The sequence below is a fragment of the Streptomyces sp. NPDC104309 genome (genome assembly GCF_055584025.1).
Genome location: NZ_JBVJMV010000018.1, coordinates 64059 through 90163, shown reverse-complemented (window position 1 = coordinate 90163; position 26105 = coordinate 64059). Strand labels below are relative to the sequence as shown.

Sequence of the window (26105 nt, the reverse complement as noted above, 5' to 3'; positions counted from 1 at the left end):
GACGGAAACCGCGAAGGCGGCCCCGCGCAACAGATGGAGACACGATGAGCACGGCCACGAGTACGGACACGCAGTCGCCTGCGCTGAACGTTGCCGACAGCCACGAACTGATCCGCGTGCACGGAGCGCGCGTGAACAACCTCAAGGACGTCAGCGTCGAGATACCGAAGCGCAGGCTGACGGTGTTCACCGGTGTCTCCGGCTCGGGCAAGAGCTCTCTGGTGTTCAACACGATCGCCGCGGAGTCGCAGCGGCTGATCAACGAGACCTACAGCGCCTTCGTGCAGGGATTCATGCCGACGCCGGCGCGGCCCGAGGTCGACGTACTCGAAGGGCTGACGACGGCGATCATCGTCGACCAGCAGCGCATGGGCGCCGACCCGCGCTCCACGGTCGGCACCGCCACCGACGCCAACGCGATGCTGCGCATCCTCTTCAGCCGGCTCGGGAAGCCGCACATCGGCCCGCCCAGCGCGTACTCCTTCAACACCGCCTCGGTCCGGGCGAGCGGTGCGATCACCGTCGAGCGCGGCAACAAGAAGGCGGTGAAGGCGACCTTCAACCGCACCGGCGGCATGTGCACGCACTGCGAGGGCCGCGGCACGGTCTCCGACATCGACCTCACCCAGCTCTACGACGACTCCAAGTCGCTCGCCGAGGGCGCGTTCACCATCCCCGGCTGGAAGTCGGACAGCTTCTGGACCGTGCGGGTCTACGCCGAATCGGGCTTCCTCGACCCGGACAAGCCGATCCGCGAGTTCACCGAGAAGGAGATGCGGGACTTCCTCCACCGGGAGCCGACCAAGGTGAAGGTCGAGGGTGTGAACCTCACCTACGAGGGTCTGATCCCCAAGATCCAGAAGTCGATGCTCTCCAAGGACAAGGAGGCGCTGCAGCCGCACATCCGCGCGTTCGTGGAGCGGGCGGTCACCTTCACCACCTGCCCCGAGTGCGACGGCACCCGGCTCAGCGAGGGGGCCCGGTCGTCGAGGATCGAGCGGATCAGCATCGCCGACGCCTGCGCGATGGAGATCCGCGACCTGGCCGCATGGGTGCGCGGCATCGAGGAGCCTTCGGTGGCGCCGCTGCTCACGGCGCTGCAGCAGACCCTCGACTCGTTCGTGGAGATCGGCCTCGGCTACCTCGCGCTCGACCGGCCGTCGGGCACGCTGTCGGGCGGCGAGGCGCAGCGCGTCAAGATGATCCGCCACCTCGGCTCGTCGCTCACCGATACGACGTATGTCTTCGACGAGCCCACCACGGGCCTGCACCCCCATGACATCAGCCGGATGAACGACCTGCTCCTGCGCCTGCGGGACAAGGGCAACACGGTGCTCGTCGTGGAGCACAAGCCGCAGACGATCGCGATCGCCGACCACGTCGTCGACCTCGGCCCCGGCGCCGGTTCGGCGGGCGGCACCGTCTGCTTCGAGGGCACGGTCGAGGGGCTGCGGGCCGGCGACACCGTCACCGGCCGCCACTTCGACGACCGGGCCGCCGTCAAGGAGACGGTGCGGAAGCCCTCCGGGGCGCTGGAGATCCGCGGCGCCATCTCCCACAACCTGCAGAACATCGACGTCGACATCCCGCTCGGGGTGCTCTGCGTGGTCACCGGCGTCGCGGGCTCCGGCAAGAGCTCGCTCGTGCACGGGTCGATCCCCTCCGGCGAGGGCGTGGTCTCGGTCGACCAGGGAGCCATCAAGGGATCGCGACGCAGCAACCCGGCGACGTACACCGGACTGCTCGACCCGATCCGCAAGGCGTTCGCGAAGGTCAACGGCGTGAAGCCGGCGCTGTTCAGCTCCAACTCCGAGGGCGCCTGCCCCACGTGCAACGGCGTCGGCGTCGTCTACACCGACCTGGCGATGATGGCGGGCGTCGCCATCCCCTGCGAGGAGTGCGAGGGGAAGCGGTTCCAGGCATCGGTCCTCGAATACCACCTCGGCGGCCGTGACATCAGCGAGGTGCTCGCGATGTCGGTGTCCGAGGCCGAGGAGTTCTTCGGCGAGGGCGAGGCGCGCACGCCGGCCGCGCACCGGATCCTGCAGCGGCTCGCCGACGTCGGGCTCGGCTACCTCAGCCTCGGCCAGCCGCTCACCACGCTGTCCGGCGGCGAGCGGCAGCGGCTCAAGCTGGCCACGCACATGGCCGAGAAGGGCGGCGTCTACGTCCTCGACGAGCCGACCACCGGCCTCCACCTCGCCGATGTCGAGCAGCTCCTCGGCCTGCTCGACCGGCTCGTCGACTCCGGCAAGTCGGTCATCGTCGTCGAGCACCACCCGGCGGTCATGGCACATGCCGACTGGATCATCGACCTCGGCCCAGGCGCCGGCCACGACGGCGGCAAGATCGTCTTCGAGGGCAGCCCCGCCGACCTCGTCGCCGCCCGCTCCACCCTCACCGGCGAGCACCTCGCGGCCTACGTCGGCGGCTGACCGAGGCCCTCGCGGAGACCGTGGGACGAGTTCTCCCAGCTGTTCCGACTCGTCCCACGGTCTCCGCACCCGCCGTGGCGGCACGACGTCCCGCGGCACCATCGCCACGTACGCCGAGGAGTCCGGCACCGGCGTACGCCGGAACGCACAGATCCGCAGGCGGGTGCCGCCTCCGCAGGCTCGCCCACGAGCACCTCCCCGTCGCCCTCGGCCCTGCACTGCGAGGGTGGACCACCACGCGGAGCCCCACGGCCCGGAACGTGGAAGGCATCACCCCGACGGGACAGCCCACGTCAATGGTGAGACGCCTGCTTGCAGGATTCGCGCTGAAGCTGGCAGTCCAGCCATACGGCGACGTCCGTGATGACCGCCGCATCGACGTGCTGGGGTGCCATGTACCCAGCGGGCGTCGACGGTCCTGTCCCTGGGAAGAAGAGGTGGTCGTCGGTTTCGTGGATGTGGACGGTGACGTCCGGACGCCCGGCCAGTCCCTCTCGCCAGAGGGACAAGTCGTGCTCGACAGTGACCTGGTAGTCGCGGCCGCCCTGGAGGATCAGCAGCGGCTTGTCCAGGCGGGCGGCGGTGGCAACTGGGTCATAGGAGCGCAGGTCCAACCAGTACGAGGCCGGAAGGCCGAAGGGCAGGTCCTCTCGGGGCGTACGGGGCGACAGGGCGGTTTCGACGGTCGCGGCCTGACGGGTGATCTCCGAAAGGGCCGCCTCGGAGTGCAGGCCGGGGTCGAGGGCGGCGAGGTGGCCCACGACCCGGACGGCCGCCCGGTGCATTGGTTCAGCGTCACCCGCCAGGATCACGACGCCCGCGACGGACGGCTCGGTCTCGGCGACCCGCGGGGCGACCTTGCCCCCCATACTGTGCCCGGCGACGAACACCCGGCTGGAATCGACGCACGGCTCCTCCTGGAGCACACGCACGGCGGCGACGGCATAGGGGACGTACTCACGTGTCATCGTGAAGTCGTCCGCGGCAGCCACCTGCGCCGCGTGTGTGAAGGTCACCTTGTCGTGGCGCAGCACCGCCACGCCGCGGCTCGCCAGACCCCAGGCAAGGTCCTTCAAAGGCTTGTTGGGCCCGCTGGTCGCGTCCCGGTCGAAGGGGCCTCCGCCGCTCAGAAGCACGACCCCGGGCCACGGGCCGTCACCGCGCGGAACGGTGACGGTGCCAGCCACTGCGAGAGCACCGGCTCCGACCGTGACGTCGTGCTCCTCGAAGGCATCCGGATCCGCGTAGGAAGGCGCCGCCCATGGTTCGCAGGCAGGGGCCGCGAGGCGTAGCCCGTTCAGCAGGCCGGCGGAGTCGACCGACATGACGGCGGTGAACTGTCCCCGCTCGCAGGCCACGGGAACGCTGACACGGATCAGGTCCTGCCACAGGGGCTCGCTCGACGGTTCGCCGAGGTCCGTGACCGGACCGATTCCCGCGGTCTCGGTGAGCCAGGCCGCCTGGAGCGTCTCGGCGGTCAGCGCAGCACGCAAGGGCGGGCTGAACAACGCAGCGATCTCCCTGAAACGGCCCTCGCGTGCCCACCCGACCACCAACACGGCGGTCTCCTCAGCAGTCTGCATACCTCCACCCTTCTTAGATTTGAGAAAGGTAGCATGCATGAGAAAGTTGGGTCATGGACACTTTGGAACTCCTGGCGCATCCTGTCCGCCTCCGCGTGGTCCACGCACTGCGCGGCGGGCGGGCCTTGACCACCGGGCAGCTGTGCGCTCTGATCCCGGACACGTCCAAAGCAACCGTCTACCGGCACGTCGACCTTCTCGCCGTGGGCGGCATCCTCGACATCGCCGACGAACGGCGGGTGCGGGGCGCCGTCGAGCGCCGCTACCGGCTCCGGCAGGAACGCGCGGACATCGATGCGGAAACCGCGCGTGCGCTCACCCCTCAGCACCACGAGCGGGCATTCGCTGCCGCCATGGCCGCCCTGGTCGCGGAGTTCGGCGCTTACCTGGAGCACCAAGGCAGCGATCCCGTGGACGACCTCGTCGGCTATCGGCAGCACGCGATCTGGCTCAACAAGGACGAACTCGTAGCGCTGATCGGCGCGATGCGAGCCGCCATCGCGCCCCTCCTCGCCAACGAACCCTCGCCGGAACGCACCCGCTACCTCCTCAGCCCCATCCTGTTCCCCGCCGAACAGGCCGAACAGGCCGAACAGGCCGAACAACAAGACCCGCTGTAGCCGACACCGCCACCCGGCGGGTCGGTACCACCCACCGAGGAGGGACGCCACCGCTGGCACCGGGCCAGATCATCTGAGATGGCGAGCGAACCAGGCCGGATCACGTGAGACAGGGGCCAGATCGACAGAGACGGGTCATCAGGGACCTGCGGTCGTTTGTCGTGCCGTATGTGACCTGTCTCAGCGAAGTCAGTCGGTTGGAAGCCGATGACCTGGGCGGACTGGATTGGTTGAGACGAGGGTGTCCTTGGACAGGGAAGTTGGTCGACAGCGGCCCTGCGACCTGCTGAGACTGACCTCCCCGTCAAAAATGGCTGTGTGATGTGCGCAGACAGCGGCTGGGCCGCAGCGGCGCGTCCTGGACGTCACTCGCCGTCCTTCGGGGCGATCTGTCGAGGAGGGAAGAAGGCGCCGTCGACCAGGGCTGCCTCAAATCGCTTGAGCCGTTGACGCCTCGCCCGGGTAGCGCTCTCTCGCAGAATGGTCGTCATCCGCTGAAGACGGGGGAAGATCACGATGACAGGCAATCGCGACCGACATCACGTCGCGCCAGGCTTGATCATGCCCGAGGCCACAGGTGGCCGAAGGATGGCCTGGGCGGCGCTGCCTCGGAAGGTGACGGTTCGGATCGAGCAGATGTTGGGCAGCCCGGTTGCCAGCGCGTCCAGCCAGCCAGGCGGCTTTTCCGAAGGCTTGGCCGCGCGAGTGCAGTTGGCGAACGGCAAGCGTGCATTCATCAAGGCAGCAAGCTCGCTGGTGGCACCGGCCGTAGCGGACTTCCACCGCCGGGAGACCGCAATCTCACAGCGACTCCCCGCGGCAGCGTCGACATCGCGGTTGCTTGATGCGTATGACGACGGCACCTGGGTGATGCTGGCCTTCGAGGACATCCCTGGACATCTGCCCGCCCAGCCGTGGCAGCCTGACGAACTCGACAGGGCGCTCGCGGCAATCACCGACATGACCGAGGTCCTGACGCCGTCGCCCGTGGACAACGCAATCTTGGGCAAGCCGCGCCTCGGAGGGTGGCTGGACATAGCGGCGGATGCCGCCGTCAGGGCCAAAGTGGTGGAGCTGTCGGCGTGGGCGGCCCACCATTTCGACGACCTCGTCGCCCTGGAACAGAACGCCTCCCTCGTCGGCAGCACCCTCCTGCACGGAGATCTGTACCCGTTCAACATCATGCTGACCGCGGACCGCGTCTTCGTCGTCGACTGGCCGCATGCTTGGATCGGACCCCGGCACTGCGATGTGGTCACACTGTTGTCGAGCGCGTGGCTCAGCGGCGTGGATCCGCAGCCGATCGCAGACCGCCAACCTCTGATCCGCGACCTTGATCCCGTCCACGTCAACGAAGTGCTGGCCCTGCAGGCGGGATTCCTCCTGAGAATGGCCGCCGTGGCTGGACCGGCCGCCGATCGCAACTTCGTGGCCATGACGACCGCCCTGGGCCTTGCCTCGCTGCGCTGGCTGGGACAGAGGGTGTGAAGCGGCATGTGCTGGGGGAGAGACTTCCGGCGTGACGCTTCACGAGAACGAGATCCCGATCGACGAGGCGCTGGTCAGGTCGCTGCTGGAGGCACAGCGCCCGGAGTGGGCCGACCTGCCGTTGTCCCCCGCGGGCGCGGGCACGGACAACATCATGTACCGGCTCGGCGACGACTTGCTCGTGCGTCTGCCACGAACCGTCGACAACGGCCGGTCCGTGCGGAAGGAGCAGGAATGGCTTCCTCGGCTGGCACCCCTGCTGACCTGTCCTGTCCCCGAGCACGTCCACGCCGGGACTCCCAGCGGCGCGTTCCCACTCGTCTGGTCGGTGCACCGCTGGATCGACGGTGACGAAGCCGGCCCGGACACCGTCCGCGACTGGTCCGCCTTCGGAGCCGACCTGGCGACGGTCGTGCGGGAGCTCCACGGCGTCGACCTCATGGGCGCGACCCGCACGGATGACCTCAGCTGGTATCGCGGAGGCAGCCTGCGGGCATGCGACGAGTGGGTCAGCCGGTGTTTCGAGGACTGCCGGGCCATCGCGGGCCTGGATCTCGACGTCGAGACCCTGGAGCGGTTGTGGCGAACCGCGCTCGCACTGCCCGAGCCCTCCGGACCTCATGTGTGGCTCCACGGCGACCTCAAGCCCACCAACCTCCTGGTCCGCGAGGGCGAGCTCCGGGCGGTCATCGACTTCGGGGGACTCTCGGTCGGTTTTCCCGACGCCGAGCACGCCACAGTCTGGGACCTGCCGCCCCGAGCACGGCAGGCCTACTGGAACACCCTGGACCTCGACGAGCCGACCTGGGTCCGCGCCCGTGGCTGGGCGATCGCGGTCGGTGTCAGCGGACTCTCCTACTACTGGCACACCTTTCCCGCGTTCGTCGCCGAATGCCGAGCGCGACTTGAGGCGATCCTCGCTGACGCCGCCGCGCGCTGAGCCGCCTCCCCGCAGTGGTGGTGAGGCCGAAGTTCGAACGCCCCGTCATCTCCACGGTCAGCGGATGCGCGCGCCGGAGGCGACCGGTGCGCACCCGGCGGGTCATGACCCGCCGGTCGCGTCCCTCTTCCGCGAACTCCACGTCCAGAGCGCAGAGGCCCGGTGGTCGTGCTCGAAGCCGGGGCCGAGGGGCCCCACCCGCCCGATCGCCTCCTCGGTACGCGGATCGTCGCGCCGGGCGAGGCCGAAGGCGGCGTCCAGACGCACGAGCTGATCGTCCTCGTCGAGGAGCGCGACCAGGGCGTCCGCGACGGCCGGCGCGGGGTCACCGGACGCGGCCAGCGCCACCGCGGCCGCCGCCCGTACACCGGCATCCGGGTCCCGGGCCAGGGAGAGCAGGGCCCGGGTGATCTCCGGGGTGGCCGCGTTCCCCGTACCCAGCACCACGCATGCGCTCCTCCGCACGTCGGCGACCGGGTCCTGCGCGAGGGTCAGCAACACGGTCCTGGCCGCGGGCGTGTGGGGGACGTCATGCGCGTAGAGACCGTCGGGCACCTGACCACGTACGCGCGGAGCGGGATGGTCGGCGTACCGGAGCACGATGGCCTCCTGGTCCGCGTGCTCATGCTCATTGAAGGCATCAAGCACCCGTGCGAGGACCTCGCTGTCCGCCTCCTCGACCGCCCAGGCGGCCAGGAGCTCGCTCTCCTTCTTCGCGTAGTAGTCGGGGCCGTAACAGAGAATCGCCCTGCTCCACAGGTAACGGGCCAGAACCCGGCGGTGGACGGGGTCGGGGTGACGGCGCAGGGCCACCACGGCCGACCAGGTCTCGTTGCTTCGCCGCTGAGTGAGGACGTGGTGGACCGCCGACCAGTTCACATGGTCCTCGTCGGGCTGCTCGACACAGCGGGCAACCAGTTCGTCGACGGGTGCGAGTATGCGGAAGTCCCACTCCAGTAAGGTCAGGACGGCACCGTGGCCGGCCCGTACGACGAGTCCGCCGAGCGAGACCTGATCGACATGGTCGTACAGGTAGTCGTCCTGGACGCGCACCACCGCGGCGGGGCCCGGCACGCGGGTCCTGCGCCGCAGTTCCTCCGCCGCGCCCGTCTCGTACCAGCCCCGCGCCAGGGCGAGGAGCCGTTCGCGGGCGGCCTCCGAAAGCCGCATGCCGGGCTCGTTCCCCAGCACCGCCGAGACGACCCCCGGGGAGCCGCCGTCGACGGCGCGCCACAGCGGCGTGGTCCCGTCCGGCAACTGCCGGACGGGGTCCGCACCGCCCTCCACCAGGGCCTCGGCGACCGGCCCGTCGTACGCGGCCACGGCCGCACACAGCACCGGCAGCCCGTCCACGTCCACCGCGTCCGGATCCGCGCCCTCTCTCAGCAGGGACCGCACCGTGCCGGCCTCCCCCGCTCGCACCGCTGACACGAGCTGACCGTCGAGTCCGCCCTCGTCCATGCTTCCGCCCCCCTGTTCCCGAGGACGGCGTCGGGCCCGTACCCGTCCGAGAAGGACGGCCGGGCCCGAGTCGCCGCCTTTTCCTTGGCACCGCGCCTCGCTGACGCCTCGCTGGACGCCCGGCATCGCAGTCGGTCACCGGTGACGTGCTGATGCGAGCACGCGGGCCCGGCCTGATCCGAACGAGAGGCTCCAGGCCCTGTCCTGCCGGTCTTCGCGGGCCCGGAACGCCTGGCACGGCACCTCGCCGCGTTGTCGGAGTCGCCCAAGTACGTCCAGTACGAGGACGATCCTCCGCCTTGCGATGCACCGCACCAGACGCCCCGGGCTGATCCACGAAGATCGACAGGACAGGACCTACAGGCAGCGTGCCGCGACAACCGCCGAACTGGCGGGTGTGGTGAGTACTTCAGTGGCGTCCAGGTCTGGATGAGTGAGGTAGAACATGCGGAGCTCATCCACTACACCGCCGAAACGAGGCGGCCAATCGGGCGAGGGGGTGAAGTCGTCCAGGATGAGAAGGCCACCGGGAGCAAGCTGTTCGACGACGCCCTGCGGGTCGTCGCGCTTGCCACCGCCGTCGCAGAAGAAGACGTCGAAGGGGCCATGCTGCTCAAGCAGCCGCCAGTCCCCGGTGAGAACGCTGACACGCTCGTCGTCCGCGAAGACACCGGCCGCTCGACGGGCCAGCTCCTCGTCCCGCTCCACGGTGACCAGCCGTGCCCCCGCGCCGAGGCCACTGTGCAGCCAGGCGGTGCCCACGCCCGAGCCGGTGCCGCTCTCCGCAATGATTCCGTGAGGTTTCGCGGCAGCGGCCAGCCTGAGCAACCTCCCCACTTCAGGGATGCAACTCTTCTTGAATCCCGCCTCGGAGGCGACACGCTCCGCCGCCACCACACGAGGCGGAACCTGACGTTCTGCCATGATCCCGCTCCCCTTCACCGTTTCACCGTGAACATGACACTATCTGCCGACAGGGGCGTCCGCACGGAGTTCGCCCGTCCGGACCGGCGGACCGGGTCAAAGCACTGACGAGCCCGCCGGAGGCGGTGCGCCACCTCGGGCCGTACGGCGTGCGCCACCTCGGGCCGCACGCCGGTCGGCGCTTGTTCGAAACCGGAGCGAGCGGTGGCGCCCCCGCACTAGGTTGCAGTCATGGCTGAATTCGTACTGGTGGCGGGCGCATGGCTCGGATCGTGGGCGTGGGACGAGGTGGTGTCCGAGTTGCGCGCGGCCGGGCACGGCACCCATCCGGTGACGCTGTCCGGTCTCGCGGAGAAACAGGGTGTGCGGGCAGGGCAGCAGACCCACGTCCGGGACATCGTCGACGAGGTGGAGCGCCACGATCTCCACGATGTCGTCCTGGTCGGCCACAGCTACTCGGGCATCCCGGCCGGTCAGGCCGCCGAGCGGATCGGTGACCGGCTGGCCCGCGTGGTCTTCGTCGACTCCGAGGTTCCGGTCGACGGCGAGTCGTTCGCCTCCGGCTGGTGGAACGGCCCGGCGGCGCTGGAGGCCACGATCGCGGGCAACGGCGGATTCTGGGCGCCGCTCACGGCCGCCGACTGCGAGGGCCAGGGCCTCACCGACGAGCAGACCGCCCGCTTCGTGGGCGGCTCGACTCCGCACCCGGGCGCCACGCTGACCGAGCCCGCCGTACTGGCACGTCCGCTCGGCGAGCTTCCGGCGACGTACATCAAGTGCCTGCTCGACGGCGACGAACCGAAGGACGTCGTGACCAAGCTGCTGGCCACCGAAGAGCACTGGGAGCTGGTGGAGATGGACACCGGCCACTGGCCGATGTTCTCCCAGCCGCGCGAGCTGGCACAGATCCTGCACCGTTCGGCCGCGAGGTCCTGAGCCCCGGCGCGCGGGCTCGCAAAATGCGCGCGGGCTCGCAAAATGAATGTGCGGATCCGGCCCTCCTCTGGTCATGCTGCCCCGCATGACCTTCTCATCGAGCACCTCAGATCCGGATCCGGCCTCGACCTCTTCCCCGGCCCCCGGCCCCGGCACCTTCGAACTGGGCGGCACCGTCACCGTCCCGCGCCTCGGTTTCGGGGCGATGCAGCTGCCGGGACGGTGGAGCGGGCCCGCCGGCAACACGGCGAACGCCGTGGCCGTGGCCCGTCGCGCCGTCGAGCTGGGGGCGCGGCACATCGACACCGCCGCCTTCTACTTCTCCGACACCCACCGCGCCAACGACCTCCTGCGCGAAGCGCTGCATCCGTACCCGGCGGACGTCACCATCGCCACCAAGGTCGGCCCGCTGCGGGACGAGACGGGTGAGATGTACGCCGAGGCCCGCCCCGATCAGCTGCGCGCGGAGGTGGAACGGAATCTGGAGGACCTCGGGGTCGACACCCTCGACCTGGTGAACCTGCGGGTGGGGCGGCTGGGTTCGGGGATCGCCGAGTCGCTCGGCGAGCGGTTCGCCGTGCTGGCCGCGCTGCGCGAGGAAGGACTGATCCGGCAGCTCGGCGTCAGCAATGTGACGGCCGGGCAGCTCGCGGAGGCCCGCTCGATCGCGCCGGTCGTCGCCGTGCAGAACCGGTTCGGCGTGCTCGATCAGGCGGACGCGGCGCTCGTCGACGAGTGCGCGGACGCCGGTATCGCGTACATGCCGTTCTTCGCGCTCGGCGGCGGGCACACCGAGCTCGCCGGCGAGAACCTCCGGAAGGTCGCGGAACGGCACGGCGCGACGGCGCACCAGGTCGCCCTCGCGTGGGGGCTGGCCCGCTCGCCCTCGATCGTCCAGATCCCCGGTACCGCTTCGCTCGCCCACCTCGAAGAGAACATGGCCGCCGGCCGACTGGCCCTCGACGAGGACGACATGGCGCTGCTCGGGCGTCGCGAGTAGCCGTACCGGGAAGGGCCGGGGGCCGAGCTCCCGGCCCGAGGCCGGAATGCCGTGAACCCGAGGCCGGAACGCCGCGGAGACGAACACCGGAACGTCCAGTTGCGGACTATCCGCCACAGTCCGAATTGTTACGCTGGTGCACATGACCGCCATGGCCCCCACCCGCACCGCACCGGACCTCTCCTACCTCCTGGACCACACGAGCCACGTCCTGCGGACACAGATGTCGGCAGCGCTCGCCGAGATCGGTCTCACGGCGCGCATGCACTGCGTACTGGTGCACGCCCTGGAGGACGAGCGCACCCAGATCCAGCTCGCCGAGATCGGCGACATGGACAAGACCACGATGGTCGTGACCGTGGACGCCCTGGAGAGCGCGGGTCTCGCCGAGCGCCGGCCGTCGAGCCGGGACCGGCGGGCCCGGATCATCGCCGTGACCGAGAAGGGCGCCCGGCTCGCCGAGCGGAGTCAGCAGATCGTCGACCGCGTGCACAACGACGCGCTGGAGAGCCTCCCTGCCGACGACCGGGACGTTCTGCTGCGAGCCCTGGGCCAGTTGGCCGGTACCCATCTGGCCACCCCGACGGAAAGCCCCGCGAGCGCCCGCCGGGCGCGCCAGAGCAAGAGGTAACCCGCGACAGCCGACCCCGAACCGGCAAGTCCGAGAAGGGCAACCAGACCGAAGCGACCGAGCCGAAGCGACCAGACGGAGGCAACCAAGCGGAATTAGCCAGGCGGAGGCAACCAGGCGGAAGCAGCCGGGCGGAACCGGGCAGGCCGAAGCGCCCGGACCCGAGCAACCGCACCGAAGCAGCCGGGCGCGAACGAGTAAGCCCGAAACAAATAGTCTGCAACAAAACCATCTGCTACGGTCTCTCTTGTCGATCCCGTCCGACAGGAGAGCCCGATGTCTGCCCCCGCTGCCTCCGCCCCTCCTACGCCCGGTCCCGCTCCTCGTTCCGCACCCGTCTCCCCGGCCTCACGCCGGATCGCCCTGGGCGTCATCGCGACCGGTCTGCTGATGACCGTCCTCGACGGCTCGATCGTGACCGTGGCGATGCCCGCCATCCAGGACGACCTGGGCTTCTCGCCCGCCGGTCTCAGCTGGGTCGTCAACGCCTACCTGATCGCGTTCGGCAGCCTGCTGCTGCTCGCCGGACGGCTCGGCGATCTCATCGGCCGCACGCACATGTTCGTGGCGGGCACCGCCGTCTTCACCGCGGCCTCGCTCCTCGCCGGGGTCGCCACCTCCCCCGGTGTCCTGATCGCCGCCCGCTTCCTGCAGGGCGTCGGCAGTGCCATGGCCTCCGCCGTGGGCCTCGGCATTCTCGTCACCCTCTTCACCGAGCCCGGTGAACGCGCCAGGGCCATCGCCCTGTTCAGCTTCACCGGCGCGGCGGGGGCGTCGATCGGCCAGGTGCTCGGCGGCGTACTCACCGACGGCCTCAGCTGGCACTGGATCTTCTTCATCAACCTGCCGATCGGGCTCGCGGCTCTCCTCGTCGCCGTACGCGTGCTGCCCGCCGACCGCGGCGAGGGCCGGGCCGCCGGAGCCGATGTCATCGGCGCGCTCCTCGTGACCGCCGGGCTGATGCTGGGCATCTACACCGTCGTCGAGGTCGAGAAGTACGGCTGGACGTCGGCGCCCACACTGGGACTCGGCTCGCTCGCCCTCGTACTGCTCACCGCGTTCGTCGTCCGCCAGGCCACCGCCCGCACCCCGCTCCTGCCGTTGCGGATCCTGCGCTCGCGGAGCGTGTCGGGGGCCAATCTGGTCCAGGTCCTCATGGTGGCCGCGCTGTACTCGTTCCAGGTCCTGGTCGCCCTCTACCTCCAGAACGTCCTGGGGTACGGCGCCGCCGCGACCGGTCTCGCCATGCTCCCGGCGGCGGTCGTCATCGGGGCCGTGTCACTGGGCGTCTCGGCCCGGCTGAGCGCACGGTTCGGCGACCGGAACGTACTGCTGGCCGGGCTCGTCCTGCTGATCGGAGTCCTCGGCCTGCTCACCCGCGTCCCGGTGCACGCGCGTTACGTCACCGATCTGCTCCCCGTGATGCTGCTCGCCGCCGGCTTCGGGCTGGCACTTCCCGCACTGACCGCGCTCGGCATGTCGGGGGCGGGGGACGGCGATGCCGGGCTCGCGTCGGGGCTGTTCAACACCACGCAGCAGATCGGCATGGCCCTCGGCGTCGCGGTGCTGTCCACGCTGGCGGCCACCCGTACCGACACGCTGCTCGCGGACGGTCTCGGCCGGGCCGAGGCGCTGACCGGGGGCTACCACCTGGCGTTCACGGTCGGCACGGGGCTCCTGGTGGCCGCGTTCGTCCTCGCGTTCACGGTGCTGCGGCGCCCCGAGCACACGCCGACGGCCTGAGCCCCTCGCACGCACGGGCCGGCCACACGCCCCGGGCACCCGCGCCGTGCGCACGAACCACCACACACACGAACCACCACGCGCACGAACCACCCCGTCCGTGAACCACCGCCCCAACCTCCCTGGCACGCCTTCCGAGAGGCCGAACCATGAACGCGCAGAACACCGTCGAGCGGAACGCCACCGAGCCGGACACCACCGGGCCGAACCCCGCCGAGCACGAGCCGGGAACCGGCCCCACTCCCCGCGCACTCACCGACCACGAGCTGTCGCAACTTCTCCGGGAGCAGCGGTTCGGGACCCTCGCGAGCGTGCGGCGCACCGGTCACCCGCATCTGTCGACCGTCCTGTACGACTGGAACCCCGAGGAACGCATCGTCCGCGTCTCCACCACCGCCGACCGTCTCAAGGCCCGTCAGCTGCGCCACGATCCGCACGCCGCCCTGCACGTACCGGGCCCGGACGTCTGGTCGTTCGCGGTCGCCGAGGGCGAGGCGGAGGTCTCGGAACCGACCACCGTGCCCGGAGACCCGACCGGCCTCGAACTCCTCTCCCTGACGCCGGGTTTCGAGGACCCGGCGGAGGAAACGGCCTTCCTGAAGCAGGTCGTCGCGGACCGGCGCGTGGTGATCCGGCTCCGGGTCACCAGGCTGTACGGAACAGCACTGGACATACCGTCCGAGAGCTGACCGCGCCGGCCTGCGATCGCCTCCCGAATCCGGCGCGGGCACGACCCCGGATCCGGCGCGGGCACGCTGCGCGCCGCGGCCCGCGGGTGCACGCGTGCGGAACGGGCCTCGCACGCCCGCCACCGCCGGTACGAGAGGCCCTAGGATCCCGCCCATGGCTATCGACCCCGGCTACACCTGCTCCTGCTGCGGCGAACACCACGCGGAACTGCCGATGGGGTACTCGACCATGGCACCCGACATCTGGGACGCGAGCCTGGAGAGCGATCCCGACAGCATGCTCTCCTCGGACCAGTGCATCGTCAGGCATGAGCACTACTTCATCAAGGGCCTGATCGAGCTGCCGGTCTTCGGCAGCGAGGAGCCCTTCTCCTGGGGTGTCTGGGTCTCGCTCAGCCGGGAGAACTTCGGCCGCGCCCTCGATGTGTGGGAGACCCCCGGCCGCGAGTCCGAGCAGCCCTACTTCGGCTGGCTGAGCACCGAGTTGGGGCTGTACTCACCGCGCACGACCAACCTCAAGACGAACGCCCACACCCGCCCGATCGGCCGCCGCCCCCGCATCGAGCTGGAGCCCACCGACCATCCGCTCGCCGTGGAACAGCGCACCGGCATCACGCGTGACCGGGTGCGGGAGATCGCGGAAGCCGTGCTGCACGGCAAGGACGTACATGCCTGAGCGACCCCGCCGGACACACCCGGCGGTGGCGTTGACGGTGGCGGTGGCGGGTACGGCGGGGCACCCTCACCGGTGCTGTCGCCTCGCCGGCACGCAACGATTCGATCGTGCTCCCCGCCGGCGCAACGGCCTGCCGCCCGTCCTCAGGGCTCCGGACCGCACTTCGACCGCGACTCCTGCCTACCAGTCGTCCCCGAGTCCCGACCGCAGCTGCGCGAAGGCGAGTTCGGCGGTCTCGACCGCACTCCCGTACGTCCGGTCCGCGCTCTCCCCCGCGTCCATCCGCCGCCAGTTCTCCAGGGCCAGGATGCGCAGCACCGCGATGATCTGACCCGCGGCCAGCCTGTCCCGCACCCGGTTGCCCAGCGCACGCGCGAGCGCCGCCTCCGAGCGCCCCTGGTAGCCGTACAGGCGGGCCACCAGGGCCGGCGTCCCGTACAGCAGCCGCTGGAACGCCAGCACCTGCGGAATGTCGCAGAGACCGGTCACCGGGTCGCGCCGCTCCAGGCCGTCCAGGAAATGGCGGTGCAGGGCCTGAAGCGGGGACTCGTCCTTCCCACGAGCGGCGACCACACGAGCCGCCTCGTCCTCGTGGTCGGCGAACCGGTGCAGGACCAGGTCCTCCTTGGCCGGGAAGTACCGGAACAGTGTCGGCTTGGAGATGTCGGCGGCAGCCGCCACTTCCGCCACCGAGACCTTGTCGAAGCCCCGCTCCAGGAACATCGCGATCGCGGCTTCGGAGACCGCCTGGTACGTCAGCCGCTTCTTCCGCTCACGCAGGCTCATCGGCGCATACGGCGCACGGCCCGCCTGCGCCGCCGTTTCCGGTCCGGGCTTCTCTCCGCTCATGAACGAGAAGCGTACGCCTTGACCTCAACCGGACTTGACGTCCGAGAGCGGCCGCGCGCCCTCCCGCCTCGGGCCCGCGCCTCCACCAGGGGCTCGATCCCGTCCAGCACCCACGTCTCAGAAGACGTCCGGGCACCAGGGCCGCCGCGCCGCCCGGAACATTCCCTCCGCCAGTGCCACCGCACCCGGCCTGAGTTCCTCGACGCGGCCCAGGGCCGCCAGTCGGAGCGGCGACTCGTCGCCCAGGTAGAGCGTCCCCAACTCCCTCACGTCCAGGGCGATATCGGCGCCGGCCGTGGTGGGGGCGCACGTCGCGCCGGACCCCGAGGCGTCCAGGCGGTAACGGCCGGTGGTCAGGCCCGTGCCGTCGTGGATGTCCAGGGTCAGCGCGCCGGGTACCGCGTAGGTGCGGGCCTCCAGGGCGCGTACGACGTCCAGGACGCGTACCCAGAGCCAGTCCGCCTGGGTCACGATGCGGGCCGCGCGCGGGTCCGGGAGGAGGAGGGGCAGCAGGTCGTCGGGGGCCCGGTTGCCGGTGCGGACCGTGGTGATCCAGTCGATCGAGCAGACGAAGTGCCACAGCGCGCGCTCCGCGGCCGGGGTCACGGCGATCTGCCCGAGCACCGTGGCTCGGTTGAGCGGCTGCTTGGCGTCGCCCCAGTGGTCGTCGGCGCGGTAGACGATCAGGCCGTCGGCCTCTCCGTCCGCGTTGCTGTAGAGCCCGTAGAAGGGTTCCGTCCAGGTCCCGGGCCCGCTCAGGTCCTCGCCGGTGTTCACCTCCCACCAGCGGGTGTCGCGGTTGATCGCGCCGTGCTGCCGGGCGCGCAGCCGGTCGTGGAGGGACGGGCCCAGCTTGCGTACGTCCGCACCGGTCACCAGGTCGATCCGGCCGCCGTCCGACGCGGAGGGACCCGACCAGCGCGGGTCGAGGCCCGCCCTCGGTACGTCGATCTCCCACTCGGTCGTCCACGTCGCCGGGCCGAAGCCGTAGCGCCCGTAGATGGGGTATTCGGCGGCGATCAGGGTGGCGACCACGTCGCCGCGTTCCTTCGCCGCCGCCAGGTCCGCGGCCATCATCCGGCTGAGCAGCCCCCGGCGTCGGTGCGTGGGCGACACCGTCACGTTGGAGATCGCGTCGGCCGGCACCGAGGCACCGCCGACGACGGTGAGTTCCTGCGCGAACGAACGGAACGTGGCCACGCATCGCCCGCCGTCGAACGCGCCCTGCGTACGGGTCAGGTCGGTGTGCCGGAGGCGACCGGCGGCCTCCTGATCCGTCACTACCGGCGGTTGCAGGAACCCGGTGTGCTTGGCGCGCAGCCAGCCGGGAAACTCGGATTCGGTGATCGTACGGACCTCAGGGCACATGTGCCTCACGCTAGGCACCCGGTCCACGGCTTGTCGCCCGGTTTTCCGCCGCCTCGGATTCCGGTCAGAACGCGGCCCGGATCTCGCCGACCTCGCCACCGCCGCCCAGCAGCGGCGCGTACCCGATCCGGGAGACCACCGGGGCGTCGATGCCGAGCAGACGCAGCGACCGGGCCAGCACCGGGCCCAGTGCCCGCGTCGCACCGTCGTCGATCTTGAAGGCCAGCGCCCGGCCGTCCGCCAGGGCCACCGCCTGTACCGCCTCGGCGCCCATCTTGGAGAGCGCGCCCGGCACCTCCCGCATCAGCCAGGTGTCGGGGCGGCGCGTTCCGGCCACGTACTCGGGGTGGGCCCGCATCGCGTCCCCGACCCGGCGCTCCGCCGTCCCGGGATCCGCCGTCACGAACGAGCGGAAGGCCCGCGCCAGGCCCACCAGGCTGATCGCCATCAGCGGCGCCCCGCACCCGTCCGTACCGACCGCCGTGACGGGCTCGCCGGCCGCCTCCTCCACCACCTGGTGCACCAGCCGCTGGAGCGGGTGCGACGGGTCGAGGTAGGACACCCGGTCCCAGCCGTTCACCGCGCACGCGGCGAGCATGGCCGCGTGCTTGCCGGAGCAGTTCATGGTGATCCGCTCCCGGACGTGGCCCTCGGCGAGATACGTCTCCGCCTCCGCCGGGTCCAGCGGCAGATCGGGCGGGGTCTGCAGATCGCCGGGGGTCAGTCCGTGCTCGGCGAGCATCGCGCTCACGAGTTCGAGGTGGAAGCCCTCGCCCGAGTGGCTCGCGGCGGCCAGCGCCAGCCGCTCCCCGGACAGATCGAGCCCGGCCCGCAGCACGGCCGCGGCCTGCATCGGCTTGTTGGAGGAACGCGGGAAGACCGGCGCCGTCGGGTCGCCGAGCGCCCGCTCCACGCTGCCGTCGGCTGCCAGCACGACCAGGGAACCCCGGTGACGGCCCTCCACGAAACCGGACCGTACGACCTCGGCCAGCACGGGGAGCGACTCAGGGGATATGGCGGAGGGGGCAGCGGCGACGGCGCTAAAGGTCATGGTGGCCTTCCGGGAACGGGCGGAACCCGCTCCCGGAAGGGTCGCTTCAGGCGAGCAGGTCGTCTACTTGTGCTTCACCATCACGGTACCTGCGGGCGATCTCGGCACTGCAATCGTCCGCGGTGCGTTGCAGCTGGTGACGGCGCCGGGAGACCTGCTGCTCGTAGCGGACCAGGCGCCCCATCGCAGCGTGCAGCTCCTCGTCCGTACGGGCGTCGAGGTCGGAGAGTTCGACCTCGGCCAGCGTCTCGGCCGCCAGCCGGCGGTACTCGTCGCTGCGCGGCGTGGTGAGCGTGACGTGCCGGGCGGAGGAGCGGTGCTGGGACGGGGTGTCGGCGAGGATCTCCGAGAGCCGGTCCACCACCGGTGTCTCCGGATCCAGCCGCCGGGCCAGCTCGGCCCGCAGGATGTCGATCCGCCCCTGGACCAGCCGCCGCACATAGCTGAGGTCGGCCTCGTCGCGCTGCGAGTCGCGGCGCAGTGTGCGCAGCTCCGGCAGTCGCAGGCCGCCCAGCTCCGGCTGCGGTCCCGTGGACGGGCCGTCCACGGGACCGTGACCGGTTCGCTGTACAGGTGGGCGCATGGTGCTGGTACTGGTACTGGTGCCGGTACGCGTGGCCGGCACGGCGCCGGGGGACTGCCCGGTTCCATGGGTACTCATGCTTGTGTCCATCCCCTCGACCGGTGCGTCGGCACACCGCCTTCCCAGCATGGTGCCACTCCAGTGGGGCCTGTGTGGATGCTCTGTACCCGTTCAGCCCAAGATAGGTTGGTCTGTATGCGTGCAGTGGTACAGAGAGTGGACGGTGCGAGCGTCACGGTGACCGACGGCGCGGGCGCGTCGGGCGGACCCGAGGTGGTCGGCGAAATCATCGGCGAAGGGCTGTGTGTGCTGGTGGGAGTCACCCACGGGGACACCGCGGAGAAGGCGGCCCAGCTCGCCCGCAAGCTCTGGTCGGTCCGCATCCTGGAGGGCGAGAAGTCCTGCTCCGATGTGAATGCACCACTTCTGGTGATTTCGCAGTTCACTCTCTACGGGGACGCCCGGAAGGGGCGCAGGCCCACCTGGAACGCCGCCGCGCCCGGCGAGCTCGCCGAACCGCTGGTCGACGAGGTGGTGGCGCAGCTGCGGGCACTGGGAGCACGGGTGGAGACGGGCCGGTTCGGGGCGGACATGCGGGTCTCGCTCACGAACCACGGCCCGTTCACCGTCGTCGTCGAGATCTGAGCCGGGTCCCGGTCCGGACGCAGACAGGTCGCGCAGTCGGCGTGGACGACGCGGACGGTCGCGCGTAGGGAATCTGCGCCGAAGAGCGGGAGGGGCTACGGCTCCACGACCGTCTCCTGGGCGGCCGCCGTGTCCCCCGCGAGCAGTTCCGCGTCCACCGCGACGTTCCGCTTGACCAGGGCCAGCGCGATCGGGCCCAGTTCGTGATGGCGGGCCGAGGTGGTGATGAAGCCCAGCTGCCTGCCCTCGGCGCCGTCCGCGGCGAGCCGCACCGGTGTGCCGTGTCCGGGCAGGACGACCTCGCTGCCGTCCAGGTGCAGGAAGACCAGCCGTCGCGGCGGCTTGCCCAGGTTCTGCACCCGGGCCACGGTCTCCTGGCCTCGGTAGCAGCCCTTCTGGAGGTGGACGGCGGTGCCGATCCAGCCCAGCTCGTGCGGGATGGTGCGGTGATCGGTCTCGAAGCCCAGGCGCGGGCGGTGCGCCTCGACGCGCAGTGCCTCGTACGCGAGGATGCCGGCCAGGGGGCCGTGTGCGGCCGCGTACTTCTCCAGGTCGGCACGGGGCAGGAACAGATCCCGGCCGTACGCCGTCTCCCGTACCGTCACGCCGTCCGGGGCCTCCGCGATGGAGCCGGCCGGCAGATACACCACGGCGAAGTCCTCGCTGCGGTCGGCGACTTCGACCCGGTAGAAGAACTTCATGGACTCCAGATAGGCGACGAGGTCGCCCTGTGTGCCCGGTTCGGCGTGCATCCACACGGTCTCGCCGTCGTCGACGAGGTAGAGGGCGTGTTCGATGTGCCCGTTCGCGCTGAGGATCAGGGCCTCGGTGGCCTGTCCCGGGGCGAGTTCGCTGACGTGCTGGGTGAGCAGGAGATGCAGCCAGGCCAGCCGGTCACTGCCGGTGACGGTGACGACGGCACGGTGCGAGAGGTCGACGAGGCCGGAGCCGTCGGCGAGGGCGCGCTGCTCGCGGAACAGGTCGCCGTAGTGCGCGGCGACGCCTTCGTCGTGGCCTTCGGCGGGTACGGCACCGGGCAGGGACAGCAGGGGGCTCTTCATGCGACCAGCGTACGACGCGATTTACGGCTCGGGATGGGCCGCTTCGGCCGTCCGGGCCGCGCCCGCCGACGCCGCCTTCGCCGTGCAGTCGGCGCAGCGGCCGAAGATCGCGAAGTGCTTCATGTCCGTCTCGAAACCGAAGTCGGCCTGGAGCTTCGCGGTGAACTCGGCGACGACTTCGACATCGGCCTCGATGACGTTCGTGCAGTCCCGGCAGACCAGATGGATGTGGTGGTGGCGGTCGGCCAGGTGGTACGTCGGCGCGCCGTGCCCCAGATGGGCATGGCTGACCAGCTCCAGCTCCTCCAGGAGTTCGAGCGTCCGGTAGACGGTGGAGATGTTCACGCCGGACGCGGTCCTGCGTACCTCGGCGAGGATGTCGTCGGGCGTCGCGTGTTCCAGCGTGTCGACGGCTTCCAGGACAAGCTGCCGCTGCGGCGTCAGCCGATAGCCGCGCTGTCGGAGGTCGGTCTTCCAGTCGGTGCTCACCACACGCTCAGTGTAGGTCGGGGTGAGCACCTGCCCGCAGCTGTGTGCGAAAGGAATCCGTGGACCGCACGCCGCGCATCACGGGGACGCGGGCCGACGGAACGAACGACCGCAACGCGCGTGGCCGGGGCGCGGGCGACGGCCGGAAGGCGCCCGGCCGGACCGCGGACTACTTGAAGAAGGCGATGCCGTCGTCCGGGAGGTCGCCGAGGCTCTTCGCCATCGCCTCGACCTCTTCCGGGGTGACGACCTTCTTCAGGTGCGCCGACATGTACGGGCGCAGCTCCACCTCGGGGGTGGCCTTCTCGCCGACCCACATCAGATCGCTCTTCACATAGCCGTAGAGACGCTTGCCACCGTTGTACGGGCCGGAGGCCGCGGTCCGGGCCACCGCGTCGGTGACCAGGTCGATCTGCGGCTTCTGGTCGGCCAGCTCGCCGTACCAGATCTCGATGACGCCCTGGTCGCGGACCATGACGACCTCGACCTTGCGGTCCTTGTCGATGCGCCAGTAGCCGGACTCGGACTCCAGCGGCTTGACCTTCTTGCCCTCGGAGTCGAGCACCCAGGTGTGCGAGACGTACTCCAGGAAGTCCCGGCCGTCGTGGCTGAAGGAGACTTCCTGGCCGAAGTTGCACTGCTCGGCGCCGGGGAAGTCGGAGACACCCGCGCCCGCCCAGTTGCCGAGGAGGAAGGCCAGCGGGACGAGGTCCGGGTGGAGGTCGGACGGAATCTCGATCATGAGCGGCTCAGACGATCTGTGAGGTGGGGGCGACTTCGGACGTGACACATCGGAGTGTCGGTGTCACGTTGTCCTGACGGGGGCAGCCGTGCGGACAGAGGCGAGGGCGGGGAGGTTCAGCGCTGACCCTGGTACAGCTTCTTCACGGTCACACCGGCGAAGGCGAGAACGCCGACGCAGACCAGGACCAGCAGGGCGGAGAAGAATGCCTCAAGCACGGGAACTCCTTGGAACGAGCGGTATGGCAGCAGTACGGGGCCGGGCCCCAGCCTAATGGGTTGGGGCCCGGCCCGCCGGTTCGGGGTTTACCGAGGGACAGGTCAGCCCAACAACTGGTTCTGCAGGATCAGCGTCTGGTGGAACGGAACACTGTCCGTGCCCTCCCTGCCCCCCCGGGACTGGACGACGAGGGCGAACGTGTCGCCGGCGACCAGGTATCCCAGGCGGACCTGCGCCGCGCCGTACGGCTTCTGCTCGGCGAACACGTACGAGCCGGTGCCCCGCACCTTGCCGGCGCCGTTCCAGCCTTCATCGAAGTCCGGCTCGGACGCCTCGGACGTGCCGACCAGCGGCACCCCGCTGGTGGTGTCCTGGACAAGCGCGTCCAGGAAGCCCTGGGCGAAGGCCGTCGAGTTGAACCGGACGAGATAGATCCGGGTCGACGTGCCGTCCGGCATGGTCCAGCCGCGGGCGGCGACGTGTCGCGGCGCGAAGTCCTTCAACGTCCGTGTGATGTCGGCGCGCTTGCCCTTCACATACTCGGAGAGGTACTGCTCCGTGCTCACCCAGCCGCCGTCGAGCTTCTTGTCCACAGTTGCTCCGGCCGGGGCGGGCAGCAGCAGACGCCGCAGGTCGGCGTGGTGGATCTCGGCGACATTGCCGTCGCTGTACGGGCGGGGCGAACCGGCCGGGAGCGCGGGCAGGCTCAGCTCGGGATAGTCCCAGCGGCCGTCGCTCTCGGTGGCCAGACCGGGTACGTCGGTGCGCTCCATCGAGGTGATACCGAAGGCCGTACCGGCGCCGAGACCCCCGAGGACCAGTACGGCGGCGGCCCACCGGGCGACGGTCCGCAGCACGCGCCGGGGCGGGCCGGGTGCCGGCGGCGGCGACAGCGGCGGCTCGGACGCCTGCGGTGCGGGGACCGCCTCGGCGGGCGCTTCCCCGGTGGGCGCGGCAGGCGTCTCCGCCGTCTGCTCGGTCATACGTACTCCCCCGGAGACGTGATGTGGTTGAGCTGGTCCTTCAGCAGTTCGGCGACGGCCCCCCGGTCGAAGGGCACGGTGCCGGACGCCGAGACACTGATGCTCAGCTCGCCGTCGTACGCCACGCACTCCATGGACACGAGGGAGTTCTCGCCGGCCCCGCTGTCCTTGCGCGGGAGGAAGCACTTGGCGTTCCTCGTGTGTCCCTGGATCTTCGGCCCGTGGCGGAAGATGCCGATGGCCTCGAAGAGACCCGTTCTGACGTCGTAGAGGTTCCGGACCGCCTTCTTGTCCTTCATCCGCATGATCTGGGTGTCCACCAGCAGGTCGTTGCCGTCCGACACGTAGGAACGGACACCGGTGCCCTCGATATGGAGCTTGTCGATCCGCCTCTCGTAGTCCCGGCGCTCCCTGCCCGCGAGACCGCGGGCGCTCTTCTTCACCGCGGCGGTCGCCTTCTTGCCGCTCTGCTCGCCGTCGTTGCCCAGCTCCCCCATGTCGGGACCGAGCCGGTAGCCGCTCGGGACCGGCAGCAGCAGCTTGCTGAGTCCGGTGGAGGCCCGGCCCCGGGCCACGTCACCGGCCGGGTCCTTGCCCGGCTCGTGCGCGGGTGTCTGCCAGAGGCGGGTCCCGACGCTCCGGTCCGCGTTGTCCACCGTGCTCCTGGCGTACGCGGCCGCTCCGCCGACCGCGGCGATCACCAGCACGACGGGGAGCGCCGTGAGGATCGCCCGGCGTGCCCGGCCGGGTGTGGTCAGGGAAGGCGGGGCGGCGTTCTCGTCGGGCGTGGTCGGGGAAGGCGGGGCGGCGTTCTCGTCGGGCGTGGCCGGGGAAGGCGGGGCGGCGTTCTCGTCGGGCGTGGCCGGGGAAGGCGGGGCGGCGTTCTCGTCGGGCGTGGTCTGCGGCGTGGTCACGTCGTTCACAGGCGCTCCAGCTGTCGCTCGGCCAGCGTCCGGATGTCCTTCTTGCTGATCGGGACGGTGTCGAAGAGGTAGATGTCGGCCATGATGTCGCCGCGGTACACGACGGCCCTGGCCTGGTAGGACGCCAGGTAGCCCGGTTTGCGCTCGGGCTCGTAGACGTAGTAGCGGCCATTGCCGCTGCCCTTGATCGGATCGCCCTCGTTGCCCGCGCCGATCTCGGTACCGGGCATGTACGAACGCTGGCCGTCGGCGAAGTCGGCGGCCCCCTGATCGGCACCCGAGCGGAACTGCACGAGATATGTCTTGGCGGTGCGGTACCCCCCGCGCTTCCAGGCGGCGCCCGCGACCCGGCGCAGATCGGACTCCAGGAAGTACTGGTACATGGGGCCCGGCTCGTCGAAGGTGCGCGCGTACGCGTCCACGGCCAGCCAGCCGTCGCGGAGGCCCGGCACCAGCCCGTCCTCGCTCCAGCCCGCGGGCCTGTCGGCCAGCAGTTTGCGCAGGTCGCCGTCCGTCCTGACCCGACGGTCCCGGGACGCGGGGAGCGGGTCCGGGACCTCGCCCGCGGGCAGCGCCTTCGCCGGGTACGCCAGACCGGGCTGCGACAGGGCGGGCAGCGGGGTCGGGGCGCGCCCGGCCTGCACGCCGTAGCCCACGGCGGTGCCCCCGGAGATACCGAGCAGCGCGGCGGTGGCGATCAGCAGGGCCGTGCGCCCACGCGGGCGCCTCGCGGCAGGCGCCGACTCGGGTATGGGCGCGGGCTCGGGTATGGGCACGAGCTCGGGCGCGGGCACGGCCTGCCCGTCAGGAATGGTGTCTTTCGGTTCCAAAAGGGGTCCCCCCACGAGACCTGAGGCGCGGATTCCGTTATCCGCGCACCCACCTGACTGCCACCGAGGGGATGAGGTTGCCCGCCCGACGATTACAGTTCGGCATATGCCGAAGAAGCTCGTGATCAAGGTGACTGCCGGTGCGGACGCAGCCGAGCGCTGCTCCCAGGCGTTCACGGTGGCCGCGGTCGCCGTCGCCAGTGGTGTGGAGGTCTCGCTCTGGCTGACCGGGGAGTCCTCGTGGTTCGCGCTGCCGGGGCGGGCCGCCGAGTTCGAACTGCCGCACGCCGCCCCGCTGCCGGATCTGATCGAGTCGATCCAGGCGGGCGGGCAGATCACCCTCTGCACGCAGTGCGCGGCCCGTCGCGACATCACCGAGCAGGACGTCCTGGAGGGCGTACGGATCGCGGGGGCTCAGGTCTTCGTCAGCGAGATCATGGCCGACGGCGTCCAGGCCCTCGTCTACTGACGCGCCTGCGGCCTTCGGCGCCGTTCAGTGCCGCTTCTTGCCGTCGAGCTCGTCCCACCACTCGTCGGACTTCGGGTCGCCGGACGGATCGTCCCACCAGCGGTCCTCCGGGCCCCGCCGGTTGGCGACCATCGCCGCGACCGGCGGGATGATCATGGCGACGACACACATCGCTATCGCGGCGGGCATCGACCACAGGCGGACAAAGGACCAGGCCGACACGAAGAGGACGATGCAGCCGCCCATCATCAGGAAATAGCCACGACGGCGTCGGGCGTACATACCTCAAGCGTAGGCCCGTTCGCCGCTCACGCGAACGGCACGAAGGGCCGCACCCCGCATCAGAAGGCGTCCAACCCCCGGGGTACGGCCCTTCGGCCGGTAAGGCGACACGGGAGCACCGCCCTGGCCGGGCGGACTGGCATCCCGCGTTCGGTGCTGACGGCTGTCCCGCAGTACGGGACGGCCCTCAGACGGCGATGGCGACCTCGGAGAGGCCACCGGTCTGCGCCACGACCGTGCGGTCGGCGCTGCCGCCCGGGACGAGGGCGCGCAGCGTCCACGTGCCCTCGGCCGCGTAGAAGCGGAACTGTCCGGTCGCCGAGGTCGGGACCTCCGCGGTGAACTCGCCGGTCGAGTCCAGCAGGCGCACGTAGCCGGTGACGGGCTCGCCGTCGCGGGTCACGCTGCCCTGGATGGTGGTCTCACCGGGCTTGATGCCCGAAGCGTCGGGGCCGCCGGCCTTTGCTCCACACATGGTGTTCTGT

Annotated in this window: 27 protein-coding genes; 12 read left to right on the top strand and 15 right to left on the bottom strand. The window is 70.5% G+C overall.

Features of this window, described 5'->3' with window-relative positions; all coding sequences use genetic code 11:
- Nucleotides 1-44: 44 nt before the first annotated feature.
- Complete coding sequence (locus tag ACZ68L_RS25520; RefSeq protein WP_469580644.1) at nt 45-2435, top strand: ATP-binding cassette domain-containing protein; 2391 nt, start codon at nt 45-47, stop codon at nt 2433-2435.
- 293 nt (nt 2436-2728) lie between these two features.
- Here ACZ68L_RS25520 and ACZ68L_RS25515 read toward each other — a convergent pair whose 3' ends face one another.
- Entirely contained in the window at nt 2729-4018 is a 1290-nt protein-coding gene (locus ACZ68L_RS25515; protein WP_469580641.1) for an alpha/beta hydrolase, read from the bottom strand.
- A 53-nt stretch (nt 4019-4071) separates the two neighbouring features.
- On the opposite strand from ACZ68L_RS25515, the gene ACZ68L_RS25510 reads away from it, so the two are divergent.
- From ACZ68L_RS25510 to ACZ68L_RS25500, 3 genes are all read left to right on the top strand, one after another.
- Complete coding sequence (locus ACZ68L_RS25510; RefSeq protein WP_469580639.1) at nt 4072-4638, top strand: helix-turn-helix domain-containing protein; 567 nt, start codon at nt 4072-4074, stop codon at nt 4636-4638.
- 588 nt (nt 4639-5226) lie between these two features.
- Nucleotides 5227-6126 (top strand): phosphotransferase, encoded by a 900-nt coding sequence (locus tag ACZ68L_RS25505; RefSeq protein ID WP_469580636.1) that lies wholly within the window; start codon nt 5227-5229, stop codon nt 6124-6126.
- Nucleotides 6127-6157: 31 nt separating this feature from the next.
- On the top strand, nt 6158-7066 hold the full coding sequence (locus ACZ68L_RS25500; protein ID WP_469580633.1) for an aminoglycoside phosphotransferase family protein: 909 nt from the start codon (nt 6158-6160) through the stop codon (nt 7064-7066).
- 102 nt (nt 7067-7168) lie between these two features.
- Here ACZ68L_RS25500 and ACZ68L_RS25495 read toward each other — a convergent pair whose 3' ends face one another.
- Nucleotides 7169-8527, bottom strand: a complete 1359-nt coding sequence (locus ACZ68L_RS25495) for a HEAT repeat domain-containing protein (protein ID WP_469580631.1) — start codon at nt 8525-8527, stop codon at nt 7169-7171.
- 357 nt (nt 8528-8884) lie between these two features.
- Nucleotides 8885-9451 carry an O-methyltransferase gene (locus ACZ68L_RS25490; RefSeq protein WP_469580629.1) on the bottom strand — a complete coding sequence of 189 codons (567 nt, stop codon included), beginning with the start codon at nt 9449-9451 and terminating at the stop codon, nt 8885-8887.
- Between the two features lie 231 nt (nt 9452-9682).
- On the opposite strand from ACZ68L_RS25490, the gene ACZ68L_RS25485 reads away from it, so the two are divergent.
- From ACZ68L_RS25485 to ACZ68L_RS25460, 6 genes are all read left to right on the top strand, one after another.
- A complete protein-coding gene (locus ACZ68L_RS25485; RefSeq protein ID WP_469580627.1) occupies nt 9683-10387 on the top strand; it encodes an alpha/beta fold hydrolase in 705 nt (234 codons plus the stop codon).
- 85 nt (nt 10388-10472) lie between these two features.
- The gene (locus ACZ68L_RS25480; protein WP_469580624.1) at nt 10473-11387 is read left to right on the top strand and encodes an oxidoreductase; all 915 of its coding nucleotides are present in this window, start codon (nt 10473-10475) and stop codon (nt 11385-11387) included.
- 142 nt (nt 11388-11529) lie between these two features.
- On the top strand, nt 11530-12018 hold the full coding sequence (locus ACZ68L_RS25475) for a MarR family winged helix-turn-helix transcriptional regulator (protein ID WP_469580622.1): 489 nt from the start codon (nt 11530-11532) through the stop codon (nt 12016-12018).
- A 276-nt stretch (nt 12019-12294) separates the two neighbouring features.
- Nucleotides 12295-13761 (top strand): MFS transporter, encoded by a 1467-nt coding sequence (locus ACZ68L_RS25470; RefSeq protein ID WP_469580620.1) that lies wholly within the window; start codon nt 12295-12297, stop codon nt 13759-13761.
- 149 nt (nt 13762-13910) lie between these two features.
- The gene (locus ACZ68L_RS25465; protein ID WP_469580618.1) at nt 13911-14450 is read left to right on the top strand and encodes a TIGR03618 family F420-dependent PPOX class oxidoreductase; all 540 of its coding nucleotides are present in this window, start codon (nt 13911-13913) and stop codon (nt 14448-14450) included.
- A gap of 154 nt (nt 14451-14604) precedes the next feature.
- Nucleotides 14605-15126, top strand: coding sequence for a DUF2199 domain-containing protein (locus ACZ68L_RS25460; protein ID WP_469580616.1), 522 nt, complete (start codon nt 14605-14607; stop codon nt 15124-15126).
- A 180-nt stretch (nt 15127-15306) separates the two neighbouring features.
- Here the strand turns inward: ACZ68L_RS25460 and ACZ68L_RS25455 are convergent, their stop codons facing one another.
- The 4 genes from ACZ68L_RS25455 to ACZ68L_RS25440 form a co-directional block, all read right to left on the bottom strand.
- The gene (locus ACZ68L_RS25455; RefSeq protein WP_469580614.1) at nt 15307-15975 is read right to left on the bottom strand and encodes a TetR/AcrR family transcriptional regulator; all 669 of its coding nucleotides are present in this window, start codon (nt 15973-15975) and stop codon (nt 15307-15309) included.
- 117 nt (nt 15976-16092) lie between these two features.
- Nucleotides 16093-17343, bottom strand: coding sequence for a GNAT family N-acetyltransferase (locus ACZ68L_RS25450; RefSeq protein ID WP_469580612.1), 1251 nt, complete (start codon nt 17341-17343; stop codon nt 16093-16095).
- Between the two features lie 64 nt (nt 17344-17407).
- Nucleotides 17408-18394, bottom strand: a complete 987-nt coding sequence (locus tag ACZ68L_RS25445) for an asparaginase (RefSeq protein ID WP_469580609.1) — start codon at nt 18392-18394, stop codon at nt 17408-17410.
- Nucleotides 18395-18440: 46 nt separating this feature from the next.
- Nucleotides 18441-19055, bottom strand: coding sequence for an RsiG family protein (locus tag ACZ68L_RS25440; RefSeq protein ID WP_469580607.1), 615 nt, complete (start codon nt 19053-19055; stop codon nt 18441-18443).
- A gap of 117 nt (nt 19056-19172) precedes the next feature.
- On the opposite strand from ACZ68L_RS25440, the gene dtd reads away from it, so the two are divergent.
- Nucleotides 19173-19622: a D-aminoacyl-tRNA deacylase gene (gene dtd / locus ACZ68L_RS25435; protein ID WP_469580603.1), complete on the top strand. Its 450-nt coding sequence runs from the start codon at nt 19173-19175 to the stop codon at nt 19620-19622.
- Between the two features lie 95 nt (nt 19623-19717).
- Here the strand turns inward: dtd and ygfZ are convergent, their stop codons facing one another.
- The 6 genes from ygfZ to ACZ68L_RS25405 form a co-directional block, all read right to left on the bottom strand.
- The gene (gene ygfZ / locus ACZ68L_RS25430; RefSeq protein WP_469580598.1) at nt 19718-20683 is read right to left on the bottom strand and encodes a CAF17-like 4Fe-4S cluster assembly/insertion protein YgfZ; all 966 of its coding nucleotides are present in this window, start codon (nt 20681-20683) and stop codon (nt 19718-19720) included.
- A 21-nt stretch (nt 20684-20704) separates the two neighbouring features.
- Nucleotides 20705-21175, bottom strand: coding sequence for a Fur family transcriptional regulator (locus ACZ68L_RS25425; protein ID WP_469580595.1), 471 nt, complete (start codon nt 21173-21175; stop codon nt 20705-20707).
- A 166-nt stretch (nt 21176-21341) separates the two neighbouring features.
- Nucleotides 21342-21914: a heme-binding beta-barrel domain-containing protein gene (locus ACZ68L_RS25420; RefSeq protein WP_469580590.1), complete on the bottom strand. Its 573-nt coding sequence runs from the start codon at nt 21912-21914 to the stop codon at nt 21342-21344.
- A 320-nt stretch (nt 21915-22234) separates the two neighbouring features.
- Complete coding sequence (locus ACZ68L_RS25415; RefSeq protein ID WP_469580588.1) at nt 22235-23116, bottom strand: hypothetical protein; 882 nt, start codon at nt 23114-23116, stop codon at nt 22235-22237.
- Complete coding sequence (locus ACZ68L_RS25410; RefSeq protein ID WP_469580585.1) at nt 23113-24039, bottom strand: hypothetical protein; 927 nt, start codon at nt 24037-24039, stop codon at nt 23113-23115. Before ACZ68L_RS25410 ends, ACZ68L_RS25415 begins: the two co-directional genes overlap by 4 nt.
- Nucleotides 24036-24869 (bottom strand): hypothetical protein, encoded by an 834-nt coding sequence (locus ACZ68L_RS25405; protein WP_469580582.1) that lies wholly within the window; start codon nt 24867-24869, stop codon nt 24036-24038. Before ACZ68L_RS25405 ends, ACZ68L_RS25410 begins: the two co-directional genes overlap by 4 nt.
- 106 nt (nt 24870-24975) lie before the next feature.
- On the opposite strand from ACZ68L_RS25405, the gene ACZ68L_RS25400 reads away from it, so the two are divergent.
- Nucleotides 24976-25338, top strand: a complete 363-nt coding sequence (locus ACZ68L_RS25400) for a DsrE family protein (protein WP_469580579.1) — start codon at nt 24976-24978, stop codon at nt 25336-25338.
- Nucleotides 25339-25362: 24 nt separating this feature from the next.
- Here the strand turns inward: ACZ68L_RS25400 and ACZ68L_RS25395 are convergent, their stop codons facing one another.
- Both ACZ68L_RS25395 and ACZ68L_RS25390 read right to left on the bottom strand, forming a co-directional pair.
- Nucleotides 25363-25620 (bottom strand): DUF3099 domain-containing protein, encoded by a 258-nt coding sequence (locus tag ACZ68L_RS25395; protein WP_469580576.1) that lies wholly within the window; start codon nt 25618-25620, stop codon nt 25363-25365.
- A gap of 187 nt (nt 25621-25807) precedes the next feature.
- The gene (locus tag ACZ68L_RS25390) at nt 25808-26095 is read right to left on the bottom strand and encodes a DUF1416 domain-containing protein (RefSeq protein ID WP_351075365.1); all 288 of its coding nucleotides are present in this window, start codon (nt 26093-26095) and stop codon (nt 25808-25810) included.
- Nucleotides 26096-26105: the final 10 nt, after the last annotated feature.

Excerpts from the sequence above, each read along its gene's own strand:
- ACZ68L_RS25520 (WP_469580644.1), top strand. The coding sequence starts at position 45 with ATGAGCACGGCCACGAGTACGGACACGCAGTCGCCTGCGCTGAACGTT.
- ACZ68L_RS25515 (WP_469580641.1), bottom strand. The coding sequence starts at position 4,018 with ATGCAGACTGCTGAGGAGACCGCCGTGTTGGTGGTCGGGTGGGCACGC.
- ACZ68L_RS25510 (WP_469580639.1), top strand. The coding sequence starts at position 4,072 with ATGGACACTTTGGAACTCCTGGCGCATCCTGTCCGCCTCCGCGTGGTC.
- ACZ68L_RS25505 (WP_469580636.1), top strand. The coding sequence starts at position 5,227 with ATGGCCTGGGCGGCGCTGCCTCGGAAGGTGACGGTTCGGATCGAGCAG.
- ACZ68L_RS25495 (WP_469580631.1), bottom strand. The coding sequence starts at position 8,527 with ATGGACGAGGGCGGACTCGACGGTCAGCTCGTGTCAGCGGTGCGAGCG.
- ACZ68L_RS25490 (WP_469580629.1), bottom strand. The coding sequence starts at position 9,451 with ATGGCAGAACGTCAGGTTCCGCCTCGTGTGGTGGCGGCGGAGCGTGTC.
- ACZ68L_RS25485 (WP_469580627.1), top strand. The coding sequence starts at position 9,683 with ATGGCTGAATTCGTACTGGTGGCGGGCGCATGGCTCGGATCGTGGGCG.
- ACZ68L_RS25480 (WP_469580624.1), top strand. The coding sequence starts at position 10,473 with ATGACCTTCTCATCGAGCACCTCAGATCCGGATCCGGCCTCGACCTCT.
- ACZ68L_RS25475 (WP_469580622.1), top strand. The coding sequence starts at position 11,530 with ATGACCGCCATGGCCCCCACCCGCACCGCACCGGACCTCTCCTACCTC.
- ACZ68L_RS25470 (WP_469580620.1), top strand. The coding sequence starts at position 12,295 with ATGTCTGCCCCCGCTGCCTCCGCCCCTCCTACGCCCGGTCCCGCTCCT.
- ACZ68L_RS25465 (WP_469580618.1), top strand. The coding sequence starts at position 13,911 with ATGAACGCGCAGAACACCGTCGAGCGGAACGCCACCGAGCCGGACACC.
- ACZ68L_RS25460 (WP_469580616.1), top strand. The coding sequence starts at position 14,605 with ATGGCTATCGACCCCGGCTACACCTGCTCCTGCTGCGGCGAACACCAC.
- ACZ68L_RS25455 (WP_469580614.1), bottom strand. The coding sequence starts at position 15,975 with ATGAGCGGAGAGAAGCCCGGACCGGAAACGGCGGCGCAGGCGGGCCGT.
- ACZ68L_RS25450 (WP_469580612.1), bottom strand. The coding sequence starts at position 17,343 with ATGTGCCCTGAGGTCCGTACGATCACCGAATCCGAGTTTCCCGGCTGG.
- ACZ68L_RS25445 (WP_469580609.1), bottom strand. The coding sequence starts at position 18,394 with ATGACCTTTAGCGCCGTCGCCGCTGCCCCCTCCGCCATATCCCCTGAG.
- ACZ68L_RS25440 (WP_469580607.1), bottom strand. The coding sequence starts at position 19,055 with ATGAGTACCCATGGAACCGGGCAGTCCCCCGGCGCCGTGCCGGCCACG.
- dtd (WP_469580603.1), top strand. The coding sequence starts at position 19,173 with ATGCGTGCAGTGGTACAGAGAGTGGACGGTGCGAGCGTCACGGTGACC.
- ygfZ (WP_469580598.1), bottom strand. The coding sequence starts at position 20,683 with ATGAAGAGCCCCCTGCTGTCCCTGCCCGGTGCCGTACCCGCCGAAGGC.
- ACZ68L_RS25420 (WP_469580590.1), bottom strand. The coding sequence starts at position 21,914 with ATGATCGAGATTCCGTCCGACCTCCACCCGGACCTCGTCCCGCTGGCC.
- ACZ68L_RS25415 (WP_469580588.1), bottom strand. The coding sequence starts at position 23,116 with ATGACCGAGCAGACGGCGGAGACGCCTGCCGCGCCCACCGGGGAAGCG.
- ACZ68L_RS25400 (WP_469580579.1), top strand. The coding sequence starts at position 24,976 with ATGCCGAAGAAGCTCGTGATCAAGGTGACTGCCGGTGCGGACGCAGCC.
- ACZ68L_RS25395 (WP_469580576.1), bottom strand. The coding sequence starts at position 25,620 with ATGTACGCCCGACGCCGTCGTGGCTATTTCCTGATGATGGGCGGCTGC.
- ACZ68L_RS25390 (WP_351075365.1), bottom strand. The coding sequence starts at position 26,095 with ATGTGTGGAGCAAAGGCCGGCGGCCCCGACGCTTCGGGCATCAAGCCC.